Annotated in this window: 18 protein-coding genes; 9 read left to right on the top strand and 9 right to left on the bottom strand. The window is 34.2% G+C overall.

Going from position 1 to position 22,377, the window contains the following annotated elements; genetic code table 11:
* Positions 1 to 46 precede the first annotated feature (46 nt).
* On the top strand, positions 47 to 1,309 hold the full coding sequence (locus IRZ78_RS13950; RefSeq protein WP_194617142.1) for a hypothetical protein: 1,263 nt from the start codon (positions 47 to 49) through the stop codon (positions 1,307 to 1,309).
* A 196-nt stretch (positions 1,310 to 1,505) separates the two neighbouring features.
* Here the strand turns inward: IRZ78_RS13950 and IRZ78_RS13945 are convergent, their stop codons facing one another.
* Positions 1,506 to 3,650: a S46 family peptidase gene (locus IRZ78_RS13945; RefSeq protein WP_194617141.1), complete on the bottom strand. Its 2,145-nt coding sequence runs from the start codon at positions 3,648 to 3,650 to the stop codon at positions 1,506 to 1,508.
* Between the two features lie 300 nt (positions 3,651 to 3,950).
* Between IRZ78_RS13945 and IRZ78_RS13940 the strand changes: the two genes are divergently transcribed.
* Positions 3,951 to 4,322, top strand: a complete 372-nt coding sequence (locus IRZ78_RS13940; protein ID WP_194617140.1) for a hypothetical protein — start codon at positions 3,951 to 3,953, stop codon at positions 4,320 to 4,322.
* 108 nt (positions 4,323 to 4,430) lie between these two features.
* On the opposite strand, the gene obgE is transcribed toward IRZ78_RS13940, so the two are convergent.
* The 4 genes from obgE to hpt all read right to left on the bottom strand — a co-directional run bounded on the left by obgE (position 4,431) and on the right by hpt (position 8,233).
* Positions 4,431 to 5,432, bottom strand: a complete 1,002-nt coding sequence (gene obgE / locus IRZ78_RS13935; protein WP_194617139.1) for a GTPase ObgE — start codon at positions 5,430 to 5,432, stop codon at positions 4,431 to 4,433.
* A 143-nt stretch (positions 5,433 to 5,575) separates the two neighbouring features.
* Positions 5,576 to 6,850, bottom strand: a complete 1,275-nt coding sequence (locus IRZ78_RS13930) for a hemolysin family protein (RefSeq protein ID WP_194617138.1) — start codon at positions 6,848 to 6,850, stop codon at positions 5,576 to 5,578.
* Positions 6,851 to 7,051: 201 nt separating this feature from the next.
* A complete protein-coding gene (locus IRZ78_RS13925) occupies positions 7,052 to 7,624 on the bottom strand; it encodes an adenylate kinase (RefSeq protein WP_194617137.1) in 573 nt (190 codons plus the stop codon).
* A gap of 78 nt (positions 7,625 to 7,702) precedes the next feature.
* Complete coding sequence (hpt, locus tag IRZ78_RS13920; protein ID WP_194617136.1) at positions 7,703 to 8,233, bottom strand: hypoxanthine phosphoribosyltransferase; 531 nt, start codon at positions 8,231 to 8,233, stop codon at positions 7,703 to 7,705.
* Positions 8,234 to 8,417: 184 nt separating this feature from the next.
* Between hpt and IRZ78_RS13915 the strand changes: the two genes are divergently transcribed.
* From IRZ78_RS13915 to purE, 5 genes are all read left to right on the top strand, one after another.
* The gene (locus tag IRZ78_RS13915; protein ID WP_194617135.1) at positions 8,418 to 9,692 is read left to right on the top strand and encodes a sorbosone dehydrogenase family protein; all 1,275 of its coding nucleotides are present in this window, start codon (positions 8,418 to 8,420) and stop codon (positions 9,690 to 9,692) included.
* A 222-nt stretch (positions 9,693 to 9,914) separates the two neighbouring features.
* Positions 9,915 to 12,011: a TonB-dependent receptor gene (locus tag IRZ78_RS13910; RefSeq protein WP_194617134.1), complete on the top strand. Its 2,097-nt coding sequence runs from the start codon at positions 9,915 to 9,917 to the stop codon at positions 12,009 to 12,011.
* A 21-nt stretch (positions 12,012 to 12,032) separates the two neighbouring features.
* Positions 12,033 to 12,587 carry a hypothetical protein gene (locus IRZ78_RS13905; protein WP_194617133.1) on the top strand — a complete coding sequence of 185 codons (555 nt, stop codon included), beginning with the start codon at positions 12,033 to 12,035 and terminating at the stop codon, positions 12,585 to 12,587.
* A 318-nt stretch (positions 12,588 to 12,905) separates the two neighbouring features.
* Positions 12,906 to 14,060 carry a 5-(carboxyamino)imidazole ribonucleotide synthase gene (locus IRZ78_RS13900; RefSeq protein WP_194617132.1) on the top strand — a complete coding sequence of 385 codons (1,155 nt, stop codon included), beginning with the start codon at positions 12,906 to 12,908 and terminating at the stop codon, positions 14,058 to 14,060.
* Positions 14,061 to 14,162: 102 nt separating this feature from the next.
* Positions 14,163 to 14,645, top strand: coding sequence for a 5-(carboxyamino)imidazole ribonucleotide mutase (purE, locus tag IRZ78_RS13895; protein WP_194617131.1), 483 nt, complete (start codon positions 14,163 to 14,165; stop codon positions 14,643 to 14,645).
* 114 nt (positions 14,646 to 14,759) lie between these two features.
* Here purE and IRZ78_RS13890 read toward each other — a convergent pair whose 3' ends face one another.
* Complete coding sequence (locus IRZ78_RS13890; RefSeq protein WP_228520484.1) at positions 14,760 to 15,431, bottom strand: hypothetical protein; 672 nt, start codon at positions 15,429 to 15,431, stop codon at positions 14,760 to 14,762.
* 220 nt (positions 15,432 to 15,651) lie between these two features.
* Here IRZ78_RS13890 and IRZ78_RS13885 point away from each other — a divergent pair, with 220 nt between their 5' ends.
* Positions 15,652 to 17,679: a M3 family metallopeptidase gene (locus IRZ78_RS13885; RefSeq protein WP_194617130.1), complete on the top strand. Its 2,028-nt coding sequence runs from the start codon at positions 15,652 to 15,654 to the stop codon at positions 17,677 to 17,679.
* A 131-nt stretch (positions 17,680 to 17,810) separates the two neighbouring features.
* On the top strand, positions 17,811 to 18,470 hold the full coding sequence (locus IRZ78_RS13880; RefSeq protein ID WP_194617129.1) for an ElyC/SanA/YdcF family protein: 660 nt from the start codon (positions 17,811 to 17,813) through the stop codon (positions 18,468 to 18,470).
* A 169-nt stretch (positions 18,471 to 18,639) separates the two neighbouring features.
* Here IRZ78_RS13880 and IRZ78_RS13875 read toward each other — a convergent pair whose 3' ends face one another.
* The 3 genes from IRZ78_RS13875 to IRZ78_RS13865 all read right to left on the bottom strand — a co-directional run bounded on the left by IRZ78_RS13875 (position 18,640) and on the right by IRZ78_RS13865 (position 22,365).
* Positions 18,640 to 19,902, bottom strand: a complete 1,263-nt coding sequence (locus IRZ78_RS13875; protein ID WP_194617128.1) for a sodium:proton antiporter — start codon at positions 19,900 to 19,902, stop codon at positions 18,640 to 18,642.
* 187 nt (positions 19,903 to 20,089) lie between these two features.
* Positions 20,090 to 20,788, bottom strand: coding sequence for a hypothetical protein (locus IRZ78_RS13870; protein ID WP_194617127.1), 699 nt, complete (start codon positions 20,786 to 20,788; stop codon positions 20,090 to 20,092).
* A gap of 83 nt (positions 20,789 to 20,871) precedes the next feature.
* Positions 20,872 to 22,365 (bottom strand): hypothetical protein, encoded by a 1,494-nt coding sequence (locus IRZ78_RS13865; protein WP_194617126.1) that lies wholly within the window; start codon positions 22,363 to 22,365, stop codon positions 20,872 to 20,874.
* Positions 22,366 to 22,377: the final 12 nt, after the last annotated feature.

The raw sequence follows: 22,377 nt of genomic DNA, 5'->3' as shown, positions 1-22,377 counted from the left end.
ATATATTACACGCCATATTTTAGCCGGCTTAGGTCATTTATCAAAATTGAATAAATCTCAGGATAATGCTGCGAAAATTAATGCCATTGCCAAAACTGGTATTCCGTTTCTGGACAATAAATTTTTGGAATATTATAAGAACCAGACCAAAAACGTAAAAGCAACCAATAAGTTAATATGGGTAAATCCGTATTCTGATTTGCATTATCTGTATACCAGAAGTTTTTATTTAGATAAATATCCTCTTTCTGATACGCTGAAAAAAGCAACTAAATTGTATTTAGAAACGGCTAAAAAAGACTGGTTAAAATATTCTCTTTACGAAAAAGGACTGGCAGCTTTGACTTTAAACCGTTTTGGAGAAAATGAATCGGCTAAAAAAATCATAGAAAGCCTGAAAGAAACAGCATCCAACAACGAAGATTGGGGAATGTACTGGATTGCCAATAAAGCAGGTTATTATTGGTATCAGGCACCAATAGAAACTCACGCTTTATTGATTGAGGCTTTCGCCGAAGTGAATCACGATACCAGATCTGTAGATGCGATGAAAGTATGGCTATTAAAAAACAAGCAAACCAAAAACTGGCCAACTACAAAATCTACCACAGAAGCGGTTTATGCTTTATTGATGCAAGGCACTGATTGGCTGAGTGTGAAAGACAATACCATCATTAAAATTGGAAACGAAAAAATCCTAACCAAAAAATTAGCCGAGAACGAAAAAGAAGCTGAAACCGGTTACATTAAACTGAACTGGGAAGCAGATGAAATCAAAAAAGAAATGGCTTCTATAAAAATTGAAAACAAATCGAAAGTTCCTGGCTTTGGTGGCGTTTATTGGCAATATTTTGAAGATTTGGATAAAATTAAAAGTAACTCAGCTGCGGTATTATCTGTTTCAAAGGAATTATATCTAAAGAAAAATTCGATTAAAGGCGATCAATTAGAAAAAATCACAAACAACAATCCTCTAAAAACAGGTGATTTAGTTACGGTAAGATTAGTTATAAAATCTAAAGAAGACATGGAATTTGTTCATCTTAAAGATATGCGTGCTTCCTGTTTTGAACCTGTAAATATACTTTCACAGTATCAATACAAAGACCGATTGGGATATTATATGAGCACTAAAGATGCTGCAACTCATTTTTTCTTTGACAGCATCAATAAAGGAACTTATGTAATAGAATATGATATTCGTGTAAACAACAGCGGCGAATTCTCAAACGGAATCACTACAATTGAAAGTATGTATGCTCCTGAATTTTCAAGTCATACAAAAGGGATACGTGTAAAAGTGAATTAACAACTTGGAATAAAATTCCAAAAAATAAATTCCAAATTCCAAAATTTCAACTTGTGTCAGGCAGGCGAAGTCGAAGCCCTCCCCGACACACGAGCCTTCGACTCCGCTCAGGATGACATTCTTTTACAAATAAAAGTCATAAAAAAACCCGACAAGCTTTAAAAACTTGTCGGGTTTACTTTTAAATCAATTGAGATTATTTTGTAATAGTCAATTCATCAATAATATTTTTAGCTCCAGCGTATTTGTCGATAATCCAAAGTACGTAACGAATATCTACGTTGATTGTTCTTTGCAATTTAGGATCAAAAATAACGTCTCCTGCCATAGCTTCGATGTTTCCGTCAAAAGCAATACCAATTAATTCTCCTTTTCCGTTAAGAACCGGTGAACCAGAGTTACCACCTGTAATATCATTATCTGTCAAAAAGTTTACTGGCATATATCCTGCTTTATCAGCATATTGTCCAAAATCTTTTTTCTTGTTCAATTCTAACAAACGTTTTGGTAAATCAAATTCCTGATCTCCTGCTTTGTATTTTTTTACCATACTTTCCATAGTAGTATAGTTATTAATTGTAGCATCATTTCTTGGATCTGCAGGTAATGCACGAACTTTTCCGTAAGTCAATCTCAAAGTAGAGTTGGCATCAGGGTATTGAATTGTGTTTAATTTTGATTCTCTTAAACCTTCAACCAATTCGCGGAAAGCAGTTGCAAAACCGTCATCAGCTTTAGCCTGATCATCAGTTTTCGCACGGTATTTTGTCATCAAATCATTAGAAATAATATACAAGGGATCGTGTACAATTGCTAATGGTTTCGGATTAGCCATAAATGCCAATACTTTTTCTTTAGTGGTAAAATAACTGATCTCAGTTGCTTTTGCAACATCTGCAGTAAAATCACCATTATTCTCTGATTTCATTTTAGCTACTTGCGTACCTAAACCATATTCAGCACCTTTAGAAGTGTATAAATTCAATTGTGCTGCAAAAATATCTTTTTCAAGCGGCGCATAAAACTCACCATAAATGTTATCAATCATTGCATTGATCTTAGGTAACATTTCTGCTTTTTTAGCCTCATTTTCGTTATAGTAAGCAATCAAAGCATTTCCTAAATTTGCTGGCCCTGTTGCATAACTTGAAGTACGCAAAAGTTGCATTAAGTAATTGTCGTGAGTTGCTTTTAAATTTGTAGATCTGTAATACTCATTAATAGTAGGAATTACATTTTCGTACTTTTCTTTATTAGCAGGTTTAGTTGCCCATTCGTAGAATTTATCTTCTTGTGCCGCTTTAACATCTACTGTTCCAGCTTTTGTTAAGGCATCGATCATTCCCTGACGGTTTTTCCAGTAATTGGCAGTCGAAGCATATTTAGACGCATATTGCAAACGAACTGTTGCATCTTTGTCCATATACTTTTTCATTACATCCATTCCGGTTTTTGCACCTTCAACCCATGCAGGATATGCATACTTTATGTTTTGCTCGATTCCGCCAGCTGGCATCCAACGGTTTGTTCTTCCAGGATATCCCAAAATCATAGCAAAATCATTCTCTTTCACTCCTTTAATACTTACTGGTAAGTAATGCTTAGGCTGCAAAGGCACATTGTCTTTAGAGTAAGCTGCAGGATTTCCGTCTTTATCGGCATATACTCTAAACATAGAGAAATCTCCCGTTTGACGTGGCCACTCCCAATTATCAGTATCTCCACCAAATTTACCAACACTTTCAGGAGGAGTTCCTACCAAACGCACATCGGTATAATCCTGGTAAACGAAATAGTAATACTCATTTCCCTGAAAGAAAGGACGAACAGAAACAGTATATTTTCCGCCTTCGTTATTTTCTTTTTCAATCAAATTGATTTCTTGCTGAATGATTTTGTTTCTTTCAGTCTCAGTCATTGTATCATTTACTTTTGATAAAATTCTTTTAGAAACATCATCCATACGAACAAAGAAACGAACGTATAATGATTTTGGTTTCATTTCGGCGCTTTTCTCTTTTGCCCAGAAACCGTCTTTCAGGTAATTTTGTTCAGCTGTAGAAAGTTCAGCAATTGCATTATATCCACAGTGATGATTAGTTAAAACCAAACCGTTTTTAGAAACGATCTCAGCAGTACAACCTCCGTTGAATTGCACAATCGCATCTTTTAAACTATGGTGGTTAATACTATAAATTTCTTCGGCTGTAAGTTGCAAGCCCATTTTCTCCATATCTCTATGGTTCAATCTTTCGATAAACATCAAAAACCACATTCCTTCATCAGCTTTTACAGGAAGAGCCATTAGGCACATGGTCAAGAATAAAACTATTTTTTTCATGTTATTTTGTTTAAGTGATGCGAATATAATTCATTTTCGCAACAAAAAATAGCACAAGTCATCAAAACCAAAAGATACAGAATACATTTTAAGACAATTTTACGAAATTCATAATTTCATAAAGCCAACAAATATATTATTAGTTACAGATTCTTATTCTATAAAACTCTTAAAATCTGAAACAAAACAGTCAAAATATTCAATAAATTTATTAGGAGGTAATATTGGATTTGACTCAGGAAAAAATTGGATATTCTAAAGCAACTAATTTTGATATTTCTCCAAAAGTAGGATATCAATTTGCCGATAACTGGACAATTGGTGCTCAAAGGAGCTATTGGTTCTTTAGATGTTAAAGGATCTGAAAAAACCAAAAATTATAAAATTGGAGGTTTTATGCGTTACTCAACTTCGTTTTCTCAATTATTGTCATTTTATCCAGATTTGGGAGCAGCATATCAAAATATTTCTCTAAAAATGCAAAAGGGGGTGTATGCATCTTTTGCCCCTGGATTATTCATTAATATGACAAAAGGTTTTGGCTTAAACTTTTCTATTGGAGGAATTACATATGACAACCTTGATAGTAAGAATGATCCAAGACAAGAGCGCTTAGGTTTTAACTTTGGAAAAACCCTTAATATTGGAATCTCTAAAAATTTCGGACTATAATTTCTTCGCTTAACTGGAAATTAATCTGAGATCATTTGCTTTTTTTCGTTAAAAAACAAAAACCCGACAATCAAAATGTCGGGTTTTCTATTTTTTTAAATATCTTTCTTAGTCGTTTAACATCTTCCAAAGCTTATCTTTTAAATCAGTTAAACCTTGTTGGGCAACTGATGAGATAAACATATAAGGAATATCTTTGAAAGCAACATCTAATTCTGTTTTCAGTTCGGCTTTAAGTTCGTCATCCAGCATATCGCATTTTGAGATTACTAAAAGACGTTCTTTATCTAACATTTCAGGATTGTATTTGGTCAATTCGTTAACCAAAATATCATATTCTCCTTTAATATCCGGTGTATCAACAGGAACTAAAAACAACAATGTTGAGTTTCGCTCGATATGACGCAGGAAATAATGTCCAAGACCTTTTCCTTCTGCAGCACCTTCAATAATACCCGGAATATCTGCAATTACAAAAGATTGAAAATCTCTGTACGCTACAATTCCTAAGTTTGGTTTTAGGGTTGTAAAAGGATAATCGGCAATTTTTGGTTTTGCAGAAGTCAATACAGATAATAAAGTTGATTTTCCTGCATTAGGAAAACCTACTAAACCTACATCGGCTAAAACTTTAAGTTCAAGAATCACATCCATCTCTACACCCGGTAAACCTGGCTGTGCGTATCTTGGTGTTTGATTGGTTGAACTTCTAAAATGCCAGTTTCCTAAACCACCTTTTCCTCCCTTTGAAAGGATTCTTTTTTCACCATCTTCGGTAATTTCGAATAAGGTTTCTCCTGTTTCTTTATCTTTTACGACTGTTCCTAAAGGTACTTCGATAAATTTATCTTCTCCATCAGCACCTGTACTACGATCTCCTCCTCCATCTCCACCGTGACCGGCTTTGATATGACGAGCAAATTTTAAGTGAAATAATGTCCACAAACCTTTATTCCCTACTAAATACACGTGTCCTCCACGACCACCATCACCTCCGTCCGGGCCTCCTTTTTCAATAAATTTCTCTCTATGTAAATGTGTAGATCCTTTTCCTCCCTTTCCGGAAGAAACATATATCTTAACATAATCTACAAAATTTCCTTCTGTCATTTTTTTTAATTTCAGATTTTAGATTTTGGATTTTAGATTGCTCTAAATCGTATTACTAAATTCTATTGTTTTTAGTTCAGTCTCAGCCTCGCTTTCAGTGCAAACTGCGACTGAATACTGCGACTGAAAACTATTTATTCTCTTTACTCTTTAAGTGCTTTCACCAACACTTTATCAATCTTTACGCCATCCATATCAATGACTTCCAGCACAAATTTTTGCCAGATTAATTTTTCGCCTTCTTTCGGGATATGAGAAAGCTCGGTCATAATCATTCCGCTTACGGTATTTACTTCGTAATCATTTGTCAATTCGTCTAACTCGAAATAGGTTAGGAAATCGTGTAATGAATAATGTCCATCTACCAGCCATGTGCCATCTTCTCTTTCGACCAATTGAAATTCGTCTTTATAAAAATCAGATGCATCACCAACTAAAGCTTCAAGAATGTCATTCAAAGTAATAATCCCCTGAAAAACACCATATTCATCAGAAACTAAAGCGTAATGAACTCCGGTTTTCTTAAAATTTTCTAATGCTTTGTAAGCTGTTGTCTGCTCCATTAAATAAGGAGGATCTGTCATTATTGCTCCTAAATCAAAGTGATCACTTTCGATGTTGGCAAATATATTTTTTAGGGTTACGATACCCACAATGTCATCGTAATTATCTCTGTAAACGGGATAAACGGTATGCAAATCCATAAGAACAAGTTCCTTTATTTTGGCTTTATCAGCATTAAAAGGCAACATATCTACCGATTTACGGTGTGTCATTAATGAATTTACTTTTCGATCACCAATATGAAAAACACGTTCTACGATATCTTGTTCGATTTCCTGAACTTCTCCGCCTTCTGTTCCTTCTTTGATAATGGCTTTTATTTCTTCCTCGGTTACTTTTCCGTCAGCTGAAGGTTTAATTTGCAAAACGTTCAGTAAAAAATCTGTCGAAGTGGTAAGCAGCCAAATAAATGGTGCTGTAATAATCGAAATGATCTTCATTGGCATTGCTACCATTTTTGCAATCGATTCAGGATAATTTAACCCGATTCGTTTTGGCAGCAATTCTCCTAAAACTAATGAGAAAAATGTTAAGACTACAACTACAATCCCAACTGCAACTGAATGTGCATAGGGTTTTAAAACAGCAAATCCGCTTACAAATGTTTCTACATCCACCGTGATTTTATCACCACTATAAATACCTGTCAAAATCCCGATTAAGGTAATTCCGATTTGTACCGTAGATAAAAACTTGTTTGGCGAATTGGCTAAATCGAGGGCAATCCTGGCACTTTTATTTCCTTTTTTTGCGGCAGTTTCGAGTCTATTTTTTCTTGCTGAAATAAGTGCAATTTCAGACATAGAGAAAACTCCGTTTAATAGTATTAGAAAAAATATTATTAGTATTTCCAATTTGAGGGTTATTCGTTATTTAATAGTTCGTTAATATAATTTGCAACTTCGGTATTTCATAGCCCAGATGGAAGAGAAAAGCCCGGAGCTAAAAAAACTAATTTTTCTTGCCAGAAAACAGCGACCGGAGGAAGCTCGTTTTATGGTATAGAAAAATAGTTTTTTTAGTGAGGACTTGAAACGTACAGCTGGAAAAAGCTTCTACAAATTATCTATAACTGACGTTAATCGCTCTGTAATTTCTTCGATAGTTCCGATACCGTTTACGGCATAAAACTTGTTTTGTTCTTTATAATATCCAATTAGTGGAGCTGTTTTCTCATTGTATTCCTGATATCTGACACGAATTTTTTCTTCGTCCTGATCATCAACTCTTCCACTTGTTTTTCCTCTTTCTAACAAACGCGCCACCAAAATTTCATCATCGGCTTCTAATGCGATTGTAGCAGTAACACTTGACCCAATTGTTGGTAAAAATTTATCCAGAGCTTGTGCCTGATCTAATGTTCTTGGGTAACCATCGAACAAGAAACCTGCTGTATCAGGATGTTTTTGTACTTCGTCTATTAACATTGCAGTGGTTACTTCGCAAGGAACCAACTCTCCGTTGTCCATAAAAACTCTTGCTTTTTTACCTAAATCTGTATCATTTTTTAAATTAAAACGAAAAATATCTCCTGTTGAAAGATGTGTTAATTTGTATTTTTCTTTTAAAAATTCTGCCTGAGTTCCTTTTCCTGCTCCTGGCTTTCCAAATAAAACAATATTAATCATAATATGAGTGAGTGTTGTTACTTCTGTTTTTTATAAGAAGTTTTAAATGAATATATAGTTGTGTGTGTGTGTTTATAATTATTCTGCCAATTTATATACTTCGGCTAAATTTCTGCCTAAACCATCGTAGTCTAGTCCGTAACCCACGATGAATTTATTTGGAATCCTGATTCCGATGTAATCTATTTTAATGTCTTTTTTATACGCATCCGGTTTAAAAAACAAGGTTGCAATTTTAAAATGCTTTACATTTTGTACTTTAAACATCTTTTTTAATTCTTCGATCGTGTTTCCTGTATCGATAATATCTTCGATGATAATTACGGTTCTGCCGGATAAATCCTGATTGATTCCAATTAATTCCTTTACGGTATTAGTCGTTTCGGTTCCTTGGTATGATGCCATTTTGATGAATGAAACCTCGCAATTACTTTTATACTTTTTTAAAAAATCTGCAACGACCATAAATGCACCATTCAAAACCCCTATAAAAATCGGAGTATCGTCTCCAAAATCATCTTCTACCTGAGCTACTAATTTGGTCAAAGCAAAATCAATTTCTTTGGCCGAAATAAATGGAACAAATTGTTTATCGTGAAGTTGTATCATTATTTTTATGTTTAAAATAATGGGCAAAGATACAGAATTAGAACTAAAGTGTAAGTATCAAAATAGGCTGGACACATATTTTTTTAAGAATGTTAAATATCACATAATATTTACAAATCTTTTCTTAAAAACATTTTTAATTTTACTAAATTGTTGTTCTATAAATATTTAACCCAAAACTATAATGAAAAATACCACGCAACTATTTTCGATATCCCTACTAGCTATACTAACAGCCTGCAACGGACAGGTAAAAAAAGAAGAAAAAGAAGCGCTTAGCAAGCAACCTAATACGGTTGTAAAAACAGCAGTGGGCGACCTGACTTTGCCTCCGCCATATGCAACAGAATCTAAAACAAACAACAGTAAAGTTATTGGCTGGCCTGAAGGAAAAACACCAATCGCGCCCGAAGGTTTTACCGTTACAAAATTTGCGGATGGTTTCGAAAATCCGCGTTGGACTTATATTGCTCCAAACAATGATATTTTTGTTGTAGAAAGCGGAACAAGAACCAGTAAAAATCAAATTACTGTTTTGCGTGACAAAGATAAAGACGGGAAGTTTGAAACTCGCGAAGTTTTTATAAAAGACTTAAACAAACCTTTTGGAATGCTGGTGCTAAAAGACTTTTTCTATATTGCCAATACAGACGGATTGTACAGATATCCTTATAAAAACAATCCGTTAAAATTAGAAACCAAAGGAACTAAAATTCTTGAACTTCCTGCCGGAGGTTACAACAATCACTGGACAAGAAATATAATTGCTAATTCTGAAGGAACCAAAATTTACGTTTCGGTTGGTTCAGGAAGTAATGTGGGCGAAAACGGAATGGATAAAGAAGTACGTCGAGCTGATATATTAGAAATTAATCCTGACGGAACCGGAGAAAAAGTTTATGCTGCCGGACTTAGAAATCCTGTTGGAATGGACTGGAATCCGGCAAACAAGGAGCTTTGGACTGCTGTGAACGAACGTGACGAATTGGGCGATGATCTTGTTCCTGATTATGTAACGAGTGTAAAAAGAGATGGTTTTTACGGTTGGCCTTATTCGTATTACGGAAATATTCCTGATCCAAGAATGAAAGGCGAACGCAAAGATTTAGTAGCCAAAGCTATTGTGCCGGATGTTCCGGTTGGTGCTCATACGGCTTCATTAGGATTGGCTTTTTATACTAAAGATGATTTTCCTGCAAAATACAAAAACGGAATTTTCTTAGGACAGCATGGTTCCTGGAATCGCGCCAAAATATCGGGTTATAAAGTGGTATTTGTTCCTTTTGCGAAAGGAAAACCTTCTGGAAAACCTGAGGATTTTTTAACTGGTTTTATTTCTAATGAACAAAAAGCCGAAGTTTACGGACGTCCGGTTGCAGTTACAGTTACTCCAGACGGATCGCTTTTGGTGAATGATGATAGTGGAAATACAATTTGGAAGGTTACTGTTAATAAATAATATTAAATTCCAATTCTTTTAAATTCCAATTTCCAAACTTTACGCGAATAATTTTAAACGCATAGAACATAGGTTTTATTTTGCGAAAAGGTCATTGAAAAGAAACACATTTCTTTTACATAGCTATGTGCATTAATGCTAAGTGAAACGCCTTTTTAAGTCATCAAAAGCTATGTTTCTATGTGTTTATAATTATGCGCAAAAACTGATCAAAACTCTTTTATGATTTTAAAAAAATATTGTTTTTTCTTTCTTGTGTTTTGTGTTTTTCAAAATAGCAAGGCACAAGAAAAAGAAAGCAAAACTATAGATTCTGTAAAAACTCAAAAATTAGATGAAGTCATTATAAGTTCTCTTCATGTTAATAATCGCTTGCAGAATACACCGGCCTCTATTGGGATTTTATCCAAAAAAGATCTTCTGCAAAATAACGCAACAGATATCACTACGGTAATTAATACAATCCCGGGAGTTTTTATGCAGTCATCGAATTTTACAACTACTCGAATTTCGATTCGTGGTATTGGCGCAAGATCTCCTTACGGAACCAATAAAATCAGGGCTTTTTATGGCAGTATTCCACTGACTTCCGGAAACAGCGAAACGGTTATTGATGATATCGATCTTGAAAACATTGGGCAAATCGAAGTTATTAAAGGTCCGCTTTCGAGTATTTACGGCGCGGGTTTGGGCGGTGCGATTCTAATTTCACCTCAGCTTTCGAAAACAAATGGAGAAAATGCCAGCGTAAGTAGTGTTTTTGGTTCGTTTGGATTACTTAAAAACAGTCTGAATTATAGTCTGACGGAGAAAAGCTCGAGTTTAAATATCAGTTACCACAATCTTAAAACTGACGGATGGCGAGAAAATAGTTCGTACAAGCGTGAAGGAATTACACTTGCCGGAGAATTATTTAGGAAAGAAAACAACAAGCTGACATATTTTACGAATTATACTTATCTGAAAGCGTACATCCCAAGTTCTATTACTAAAGAAGTTTTTGATAATAATCCAGAATTGGGCGCTCCAACCTGGGTGGCTTCAAAAGGTTTTAAGAAATACAAATCGACTTTGGCGGGATTGGCATATGATTTTAAAATTAATGATCATCTGAATAATTCAACTTCAATTTTTATTAATTATAAGGATAGTAACGAACCTCGTCCTTTTGATATTTTACGTCAGTATACTTTTGGAACCGGCGGAAGAACTCAATTTTCTGGGGATTTTAAAATTGGTAGAATAGAAAATCAGTTCATTGCCGGGATTGAATATTTTACGGATAATTATAGCGGAAATACTTTCGAAAATCTTTACAAAAACAATAACGGACAAGGAAGTTTACAAGGGAATCAGCTTACTGAAACCGATCAGAAAAGGCATTTTTATAATATTTTTTCGCAAATCAGAACGTTACTTTCAAATCAATTCGAAATTCAGGCGGCATTAAATTATAATGAAACTCATTTTGAACTAACCAACTTTCTCCCTAATAAAACGGCAACTGAGAAATACAGCTATGATGGGATTTTTTCTCCCCAATTGTCTTTTCTATTTAAACCTACCGATGAACGAACTTTATACTTTTCTGCAAGCCGCGGATTTTCATTGCCTGCTACTGAAGAAACACTTACCAGTACAGGAAATATTAATCCGGATATAAAACCTGAAAGTGGTTATAATTTTGAGGCGGGTGGAAAATTCTATTTCTTTAATAAAAATCTTTATACTGAATTTGCGGTTTACCGAATGGAAATAAAAGATTTATTGGTAGCCAAAAGAATCGGCGACGATCAATACGAAGGTATAAATGCCGGCAAAACATTTCATGAAGGAATCGAAATCCTGGCAAAACACAATTGGATCATTAATCGCTTTTTTACTTTGAATTCTTTTGTTGCTGCTTCGTTAGGCAAATATGAATTTAAAGATTTTGTCGATAACGGAAATGATTATTCCGGAAATAAATTGACCGGAGTTTCAGCGAATAAAGTGAATGCGGGATTCATTTTAAATACTTCTTTGGGTATTTATTTTTCTGCCGATTATCAGTTTACAGATAAAATTCCGCTGAATGATGCCAATTCTTTATATTCAGATTCTTATAGCATAATCAACTTAAAAACAGGTTATCGTTTTGAAATTCGTCCTAATTTAAATACCAATTTAGCTTTTGGCATTAATAATGTTATGGATGAAAAATATGCCTCGATGATTTTGCCCAATGCCGTTGCGGTCGGGAATGCAAGTCCGAGATATTATTATCCGGGACTTCCTGTAAATTATTATGGAACTATTTCACTAAATTACTTATTTTAGATGTGTCCTAAATCGAAAAAAATGTCATCTGAATTACAAGCAAAACTACACTATGTAAATGCTTACAGAGAAAACCGACTCATGGCGGCTCAGTATGTTTTAGAAAACCAGCATTTATTTGAAGAATTGGTTTCGATTTGTTTTTCACCCGAAGACAAAAACAATCATAAAGCCTGTTGGATTTTAGAATTTGTATCCTATGAAGAATTGATCTGGCTACAACCTCATCTTAATTTTTTATGCTCTAATTTGAAAGTTCTAAAGGATGAAAGTTCAATAAGGCCAATTGCAAAAGTGGTTCAGCTTTTAGTAAAATCACATTATAAGAAAAACGATGACAGTGTCTCACTTTCCCAAGAAAACCTGCAGGATTGCATCGAAGTTTCTTTTGATTGGTTAATTAATGATGTAAAAGTCGCCACAAAAGCGTATTCTATAAGAACATTGTATGTTCTGGGAAATCATTACGACTGGATTCATCCTGAATTGCAAATTATCCTAAACAAAGATTACGGAGATCATTCTGCGGCTTATAAAGCTGTCGCTAAAGAAGTTTTGAAGAAGATTGAAAAGTAAACTTTTAGAATTTGCCACGAATTTCACAAATTAGCTCGCATTTTTAATCTGCAAAATTTTAAACATACTGCTTTGTGACCTTAGCCGCTATTTATAGCCTCATTATATAGACTTTGCGAACTCTTTGCGGTTAAATTTTTAGCCACAGATTAAAAAGATTAGAATGTTTTTTTTTATAGCTCGCCACGAATTTTACGAATTATATTTTCTCAAAAATTGAAGCTTAAAAATTTGTGTAATTCGCGGCAAAAAAAATAATCTTACTCCATATTGTGGCAAAAAAAGATTAAAAAGTATCTTTGCAAAAACACAACTACAATGAACTATTTTTCTTCTGATTTTAAATTAGGAATATTAGGTGGCGGACAATTAGGAAAAATGCTATTGTCTGACACTCGAAAATTTGACATACAAACTTATGTTTTAGATCCGAGCGATGAAGCTCCGAGTAAAATTGCCTGTAATAAATTCTTCCAGGGCGATTTGATGGATTATGAAACAGTGTACAATTTTGGAAAACAAGTCGACGTTCTGACTTTCGAAATCGAATTGGTCAATCTTGAGGCTTTAACGCAACTAGAAAACGAAGGTCTAAAAGTATATCCTTCTCCAAAAACCTTAAAAGGAATTCAGAATAAGGGAGTTCAAAAAGATTTTTATACTCAAAGTAATATTCCAACAGCTGCATATTTACGATTTGAAAGCCCGTCACATTTGCAAAAATCAGTTGGAAATAACGAAATCACGATTCCTTTTGTATGGAAATGTACTGAGTTTGGTTACGACGGAAACGGTGTAAAAGTCATTCGTCAGATTTCTGATATGGATGATTTACCAAATGTAGAATGCATTGCTGAAACAATGGTTCCATTCAAAAACGAATTGGCGGTTATCGTAGTCAGAAACCCATCAGGAGAAATAAAAACATATCCGGTTGTAGAAATGGAGTTTCATCCGGAAGCCAATCAGGTAGAATACGTAATATGTCCAGCCAGAATCGATGAGAAAGTGGCCGAAAAAGCAAGAGCAATTGCTTTGAATGTTTCGGAGAAATTTAACCATGTTGGTCTTTTGGCAGTTGAAATGTTCCAAACTCATGAAGATGAAATTCTGGTAAACGAAGTTGCCCCTCGCCCACACAATTCTGGTCATTATTCTATCGAAGCAAGTTATACCTCACAATTCGAAAATCATTTACGTGCCATTCTGGATCTTCCGTTAGGAAATACAGACAGTAAAGTTGCCGGAGTTATGGTAAATTTAGTGGGTGCCGAAGGTTTCTCTGGAGATGTTGTTTATGAAAATATCGAAACCATTTTAGGTTGGGATGGCGTTACACCACATATTTACGGTAAAAAACAAACACGACCTTTTAGAAAAATGGGGCACGTTACCATCGTCAACGAAAACATGAACGAAGCCAGAAGAATTGCTGAGGATGTTAAGAACACTATTAAAGTAATAAGTATATAGTTTTCAGTCCCGGTCGCAGTCAAGTTTTCAGTCTCAACAAAAACCTGAAACCTGAAACTTGAAACTTGAAACTTGAAACAAAATTAAACAAACAAAAAATCTATGAGCAAAGTAGCCATTATAATGGGAAGCATCTCAGACATGCCAGTCATGCAGGATGCCATCGACATATTAAAACAATTCAATATAGAAACTGAAGTAGATATCGTTTCGGCACACAGAACGCCGGAAAAATTATTCGACTTTAGTAAAAATGCACATACACGAGGAATTTCGGTAATTATTGCCGGAGCCGGAGGAGCTGCACATTTACCTGGAATGGTTGCGTCAATGTCGCCGCTTCCTGTAATTGGAGTTCCAGTAAAATCAAGTAATTCTATCGATGGATGGGATTCGGTTTTATCGATTCTGCAAATGCCAGGCGGAGTTCCGGTTGCAACTGTAGCTTTAAACGGAGCCAAAAATGCCGGAATTCTAGCTGCGCAAATCATCGGAAGTCATGATAAAAAAGTATTGGATACGATTATCACATATAAAGAAGAATTGAAAGCAGCGGTTAATAAAGCAGCTGAAGGATTGAAATAGTTTTCAGTTTTCAGTCGCAGTTTTCAGTATAAGCTGTAACTCAATAGAATACTAAAAAAAACAAAGACTTCCGTAACTGAAAGCCTTTGTTTTTTTTAGTATTCTTTTTTGAAATTACGCTTCTTCTTCGATATCCTCGAGAACAGATTCAAATTCATATTCAGTTATATCTTCTTTATTTATCCAGTTTTCTGACGTAACGAGATTATAGTTCATATTATCTTCTGTTGTCAATTCCCAAACAATAGCTTCAGCTTCAGGAAACGGAATATTTTGAGAGATTTGATTTTCAAATAATCTTTTGATAAGATTTCTATCAGATAAACCATTGTTCAATAATTTCAGCACATTTTCGGCTGTCAGTTTTTGTACTTCACCATCAGTTGGTGTCATAGAAAAATGGACAATAGAAGCTTTTGCATTCGGGAATTTTCCATTATAAGCTTTAAAAAGTAATTGGTTGATGTGAAACAAAGTTCCCTGCATGTCTATTTCGGGATATTCCTCACAAACTTTATCAATCAACATATTGTGCGATATTTGCTCAATTTGTCCGTCGCTTAATCGATCAGGAAATTTATATTTCAAAACTATTTCGGCAGCTTCGTTAGGTTCGTAATCAGAAATAGCCATTTCTAACAATTCCGGTAAACTCGCTTTATCTGCTGTTGCCCCATCAGGATAATTGAATTTTTCTAATAACTCAACAAGATCTTCATCAGACCAATATCCTTCTACTTCATTAACTGTATCTATAATCTTTATTACAACTTGATAATTCATCATTTTTCTGTTTTACAATTTCTGATTAGCATTTTATATTCTAAACGTATTTTTTCAATTTACGCTTTTTAAAACCCTTACAGAAATAAATAACATATCTATAACACAATTTAAGAGGATTTTATGCCCAGAATCGATTTTGTATAGACCATTAGATTTTTATAAATTACTATCTTTGGAATTCAAAAATCTGACTTCAATTAATATAAATAATTACATTATAATGAACGTTTTACTTTCAAAATTCACAACCAAACATAACACAGCTCCTTTTTCGCAAATTAAGATTGAAGATTATCTTCCGGCTTTTCAGGAAGGAATTACTTTGGCTAAAGCCGAAATTGATGCTATCGTAAACAATCCCGAAGCACCAACTTTTGAAAACACTGTGGTTGCGATGGATTTTTCAGGGGATATCTTAGATCGTCTTTCTAGTGTTTTCTTCAATTTAAATTCGGCTGAAACGAGTGACGAAATGCAAAAAATCGCTCAGGAAGTTTCCCCTTTATTGTCTGAATTCGGTAACGACATTACACTAAACGCAGCTTTGTTTGCTAAAATAAAAGCCGTTTACGACCAAAAAGAAACATTAAATCTAAATCCGGAACAAACTACCCTTTTAGATAAAAAATATAAAAGCTTTTCGAGAAACGGAGCGAATTTACCAGAAGACAAAAAAGATAAACTTCGCGAAATCGACAAAGAATTATCGAAGTTAAGTTTACAATTTGGTGAAAATGTTTTGGCTGAAACCAATGCTTTCGAATTGCATTTGACTAATGAAAAAGATTTAGCCGGATTACCGGAAGGAACAATTGAAGCTGCCAGATTATTGGCTAAAAGCCAGGAAAAAGAAGGTTGGATTTTCACCTTAGATCATCCAAGTTATGTTCCGTTTTTGACTTATGCAGATAATCGTGAATTGCGTAAAAAAATGGCGATTGCTTTTGGCGCAAAAGCATTTCAGAATAACGAATTCGACAATCAGGAAAATGTCTTGAAAATTGCCAAATTACGTTTCGAAAGAGCTAATTTATTAGGATATAAAACTCATGCTCATTTTGTTTTGGAAGAAAGAATGGCCGAAAGTCCGGAGAAAGTTTTCTCTTTTTTGAATGATTTATTAGCTAAAGCAAAACCTGCCGCTCAAAAAGAATTTGCTGAATTAACGGCTTTCGCCAAAGAACTGGACGGAATCGAACAATTAGAAAAATGGGATGGTGCTTATTATTCTGAAAAATTAAAACAACAACTTTTTAATTTAGACGATGAGAAACTAAAACCTTATTTTCAATTAGAAAAAGTATTAAACGGCGCTTTTACGGTTGCCAAAAAATTATACGGATTAACGTTTACCGAAGTTTTTGACATTGATAAATACCATGAAGAAGTTACGACTTATGAAGTAACAGATGCTGATGGTAATTTAGTTTCGATTTTCTATGCTGATTTCTTCCCAAGAAAAGGAAAAAGAAACGGTGCCTGGATGACGTCATTCAAATCGCAATCTAAAAAAGACGGCGTTAACGAAAGACCACATATTTCGAACGTTTGTAATTTTACAAAACCAACAGAAACAAAACCATCTCTATTGACTTTTAATGAAGTAACGACTTTATTTCACGAATTTGGTCACGGTCTACACGGAATGTTAGCCAATACAACATATCCAAGTTTATCAGGAACTTCTGTTTTCTGGGATTTTGTAGAATTACCAAGTCAGATTATGGAAAACTGGTGTTACGAGCCTGAAGCTTTGGCCTTGTTTGCAAACCATTATGAAACCGGAGAAATTATTCCGATTGAATATGTTCAAAAAATTAAAGAAAGTGCCAGTTTCCAGGAAGGTTTGGCAACTTTACGTCAGTTGAGTTTTGGATTATTAGATATGGCTTGGCATGGACAAGATCCAACTTCTATTATAGATTTAAAAACTTTCGAAACAGAACAATTTGCCAACACACAATTGTATCCTGATGTAAAAGAAAACGCGATGAGTACGGCATTTTCTCATATTTTCCAAGGTGGATATTCTTCAGGATATTACAGCTACAAATGGGCGGAAGTTCTGGACGCCGATGCTTTTGAATATTTCCAGGAAAACGGTATTTTCAATCATGAAATAGCTACAAAATTTAAAGACAATGTTCTTTCTAAAGGAGGAACAGAACATCCTATGATTTTATACAAACGTTTTAGAGGTCAGGAGCCAAAACCGGAAGCTTTATTGAAAAGAGCGGGATTATTATAATTTTAGATTTCAAATCTTAGATTTTAGATTATAAACCGAAGCATTTCCGCTTCGGTTTTTTTATTTGATTTTGCCTAACAATAAATTTACTTATCTTCGTGTTTTTAAATCTTAATCTTACAAAATAAATTTTGAAAAAATATTTTAAAATTATTCTTTACCTTGCCATTATTGGATTAGTTGCTATTGTTTCCGTAAATTATTACGTGAAATCTTCGACCAAAAAAAACATTTATTATTCGATTAAGAAATTCCCTAAAAACGATGTGGGAATTATTTTTGGTGCAGGAATAAACGGAGATCAACCAAGTAAATATTTAAAAGATCGTCTTGATGCCGGAATTTCTTTATACAAAGCAAATCGAATTAATAAAATTTTACTTTCGGGAGATAACGGCAGTGATGAACATGATGAACTAACAGTAATGAAAAATTACTGTTTCAATCATGGAGTTGACACCACCAAAATATTTATTGACTATGCCGGATTTGATACTTATTCAACAATGTATCGTGCCAAGCATATTTTCAACATCAAAAAAGCGACTTTAATTTCTCAGGAATATCATTTAAACCGTGCGATTTATATCGGGCAAAAACTCGGGATAAAATCTGTTGGATATTCGGCAAATAATGGAGAATATTTGGGATACAAATATGTAACTTTCAGAGAATATGGTTCTATTTTTAAATCCTTCTTTGATGTTTTAAGAAATAGAGAGCCTCACTTTTTAGGAAATCCAATTGATATCAATGGAGTTTCAAATTATTCGAAAGACGACAAACGATAAAAATGATCGGGTTAATTATATCGCTCCTCTGGAGCTTTTTAACATTGGGAAACGGAATTTGCTATAAATATTCTGCTCCGCTGGAGCAGCAAAAAAAAGGGCTGACTCACTTTTGAAACAGCCCTTTTTCAATCTTAAAATAAAATCTTTATTCTTTACTCTATTTTCTCTATTCCTTTTCTAAAACTCTATTGGCTAATTTCCCAACGGTCAGTCCCTGAACTACAATTGAAAATAGTACCACAATATAAGTTACTTCCAGCAACAGGTTTTTATATTCTCCCTCTGGCATAGAAAGTACCAACGCAATAGAAACTCCTCCACGAATTCCTCCCCAAACCAGAACCATTAAAGAACCTTTGTTGTAAGCAGATTTAATTCCGAAAAATTTAAATATATCAAAGAATTTCCAAGGTAAAACGATAGAAAAGATTCTGGCGAATAACACTATAAAAATAGCGACAAAACCAGTTAATAATTGTTTATTCAAATCTGGCAGCAATAACAACTCAAAACCAATAAATAAGAATAAAATAGCATTTAATATCTCATCAATAAGTTCCCAAAATTTACCCAAATAATCTTGAGTAACTTCGCTCATGGCTACTTTTTTACCATAATTCCCAATAATCAATCCGGCAACTACCATCGCCAACGGACTTGAAACGTGTAAACTTTGAGCAATTAGAAATCCTCCCATTACAATGGAAAGCGTTATTAGAACAGAAACTTTATAATCGTCGATTTTCTTCATAACCCTCGATGCGGTATATCCTAAAACGGCTCCTAATAAAAGTCCGCCAACTCCTTCTTTTGCAAACAACCAGGCGATAGAACCAAAAGTCATATCAAATGTAGGATCGGTTGCCATTTTTAAAACAACAGCAAACATTACTACTGCTACTCCATCATTAAACAAAGATTCACCAACAATTTTGGTTTCTATTCTTTTAGGAACTTTTGCCTGTTTTAAAACCCCCAATACCACAATTGGATCAGTAGGAGAAATTAATGTCCCGAAAACCAAACAAAATATATAAGGGATTTTTATGCCTAAAATTGGTGAAATATAATACAGTAGCATAGAAATAATCAATGCTGACAATACTACACTAACCGTAGAATAAATCATAATAGGAACTTTTTGTTCCTTAAGATCAGACATATTTACGTGTAGTGCGCCCGCGAACAAAAGAAAATTCAACATTGCTCCCATTAAGATTTCGTTGAAGTCAAATTCTTTTATCAATTCAAAAAAATGTTTGGTTGTGGCCGGAAAATAAGAATCTCCCAACAGACGAATGCCTACGGAAACCAACATGGCAATAATCATTATTCCAATAGTTCCGGGAAGTTTTAAAAATCTTAAATTTAAATAGGCGAAGAAAGAGGCCAATACAATTAGTATTGAAAAGGTGTAGTATAATTCCATAAATTTGATTTTTACAAAAATAAATTTCCATTATCTAATACAAAATTTCATTTCCTAAATTAACATAACTTTACAATTCTTAAAGTGACTTAAAAGAAGATAAACTATATGCAGAAAGCCAAAGTAAATTTAATTTTACTTTGGCCTTATAAAACAAAACGAGATGATTAATCTTTAAAGAAGATTACTACTGCACTCTTCCACCTTGCACAATCCACTGTCCTCTGCTTGTGAAGGTAACCGTTACCTCTGAATTTCTAAAATCACTCAATTCAATTCTTGCAGCCTGGTTAGAAATTGTACCAAAATCAGCAAGCTGAGAACTTGAATAAGAACCAGTAGATATGTAGAATGCAAATTTTGGAGTAATAGTATTTTGATTATTTGGTGATGGAGACCAGGTAACCCCAATAAATCCATTTTCTGTTTCAATACCAAAACTCATATTACTAAACCAACCTCCATTTTCGTTATTCATTTTATCGAATGAATTAGATAATAAACCAATAGTATTGTTGGGACTTCTTTGACCTTGTATCAAACTTAAATGTGGTCCCTGCTTAGGTGGTATAGAGGCATACTGAGCCTCCCAGGTTTGTTGCAAGTCAACTGCATTAACAACAGATGAATCAATACGTACACCCAAACCTACCGCGTTATTAGATGCACCAGCTCCGATAACGAATTTAGCGGGAATATTAAATTTATTTGTTCCGCCATAACCTGACATTACAAATAGATTGGCAGATGAATTTGCAAAAGCGCCATAATCTGATATTCCATCTGGTTTTTCTAAAAAACACCAGAAGTTTTTGTCATTATTACTTTCGTTTTTTAAATAAATTGTATAATTAGCTCCTGCACTTAGTGTTTCTATATTTGACATAATTTATATATTTTGGATTATTTTTCCCGTAGTTAAAAGCTTTTCGGGTCATGTTTCGTAATTATTTACTGAATACCGACAATTTATTTTTTTTGCTTTTCAGCATTAATAAAATCTATAAGTTGTTGTGTTTTCAATGCTTCTATTTCTTTAATACGTTTTGCACGTGAGTTGTCTAATTTATTGGCATTTTTACCGGTAGACGCTAAAGCCGGTTTAGTAAATAGTAAATAGTCTCCAAATAAATGACTTAAAAACAAAGGAGATTTTCCTGGTCTCTCTTTATCAAAGTTTGCAGATCGATGACAAGAGAAACAATTTGCTAAATTGCTATTGTTAATTTTATGTATATCATCTTGAAAAGTCTGTGTATAGGTTTCCATCGTAATGTTGGCCAAATTAACAGAACCTCTGGCTAACGAATCCGGAAGCGCACTTGCAATGTTTTTTGTTACAATTGCTTTCTTTTGATTTTCAGAAGAAACTCCGTCAAAATTTAACCAGATAGAACCATTATAAAAATAATTTCTAAAAACATCTTTTAAATTAGATGCTACACATTTATTGATATCCTCAATATTATTAAAATTAGCAGGTTCTGACTGACTTGTAGCCATAAAAGCACCAGTGTTTAAATCCTTTGGCACACCATATTCATAAAGAATAAAAGCTTTATTTGCAACAACCGGAGAAGTTGCACCTCTAAGCCATCTGATACCATCTATACCCCTACTTGTTCCTTTTCCATAAAACAACATTTCGCTTGCAGCCGTTACCGAATTGTTTTTCTTATCGTAAACAGGCGCCATATCTTTATGTTCAAAAGTGGCCCAGATAAATTCAGGATGATTTTTTACCACTCCCACTACGTGCATTCCTAATAATGCAACGGTTTTTTCAACATATTGCCCTTTGCTGTTTTGAACAGCGGCCTTGGTGGTAAAATAATCCTTTTGCTGTGCTTTTGCAATGGCATCGATATTAATCCAAGAAACTTTTAATTCTAAAGCTCCAACCGGAAATGTCTCTAAATTAGAAACAGGTAATTTCCCACTGTTGATCAAGGAAGCCATTAAAACTGCTTTATCTTTTAACAGCGCATTAATATGAATGGAATAATACACCGTATCTGCGACATTATTAAATTTAGGATTAGAACGTAAAACAGCACTAAAACCAGCTTGATTAATAGAACTCAACGTAAGTTTAAGTCCTAATTGTGGCGCAACATCTTCCATTTGCGGACTAACTAAATCGAGAGAATCTAAAAAGAAAGGATTTCCGCTTGGCAATGGTTTTGTTACCCACAAAAACTTTTGCCAGGACCATTGGTGAAAATCACAATTTGTAGTGGACTCGCTATCAAACGGGCTTCCGTCCCCTTCTTTTGGAGCTGGAGTCTGCTCATGTGGAAACCAACTTGTTTCGCAATTACAAGAATCAGCTGATGCAGATGCGTAAGAAGATGTAACTCCATCTTTATAGATTCCGTTATTTTTATTAAAAAGAAACAGCCACAAACCAACTGCTACTATGATAATTAGCAGCAAACTAATAACAACGTATTTTTTTTTCATTTTTTTATAAGT

This window comes from Flavobacterium sp. CSZ, assembly GCF_015350725.1.
In the GTDB taxonomy this organism is placed as follows: Bacteria; Bacteroidota; Bacteroidia; order Flavobacteriales; family Flavobacteriaceae; genus Flavobacterium.
Note: the sequence above shows the minus strand (reverse complement) of the source record. Positions and strands in the feature narration are given on the sequence as shown.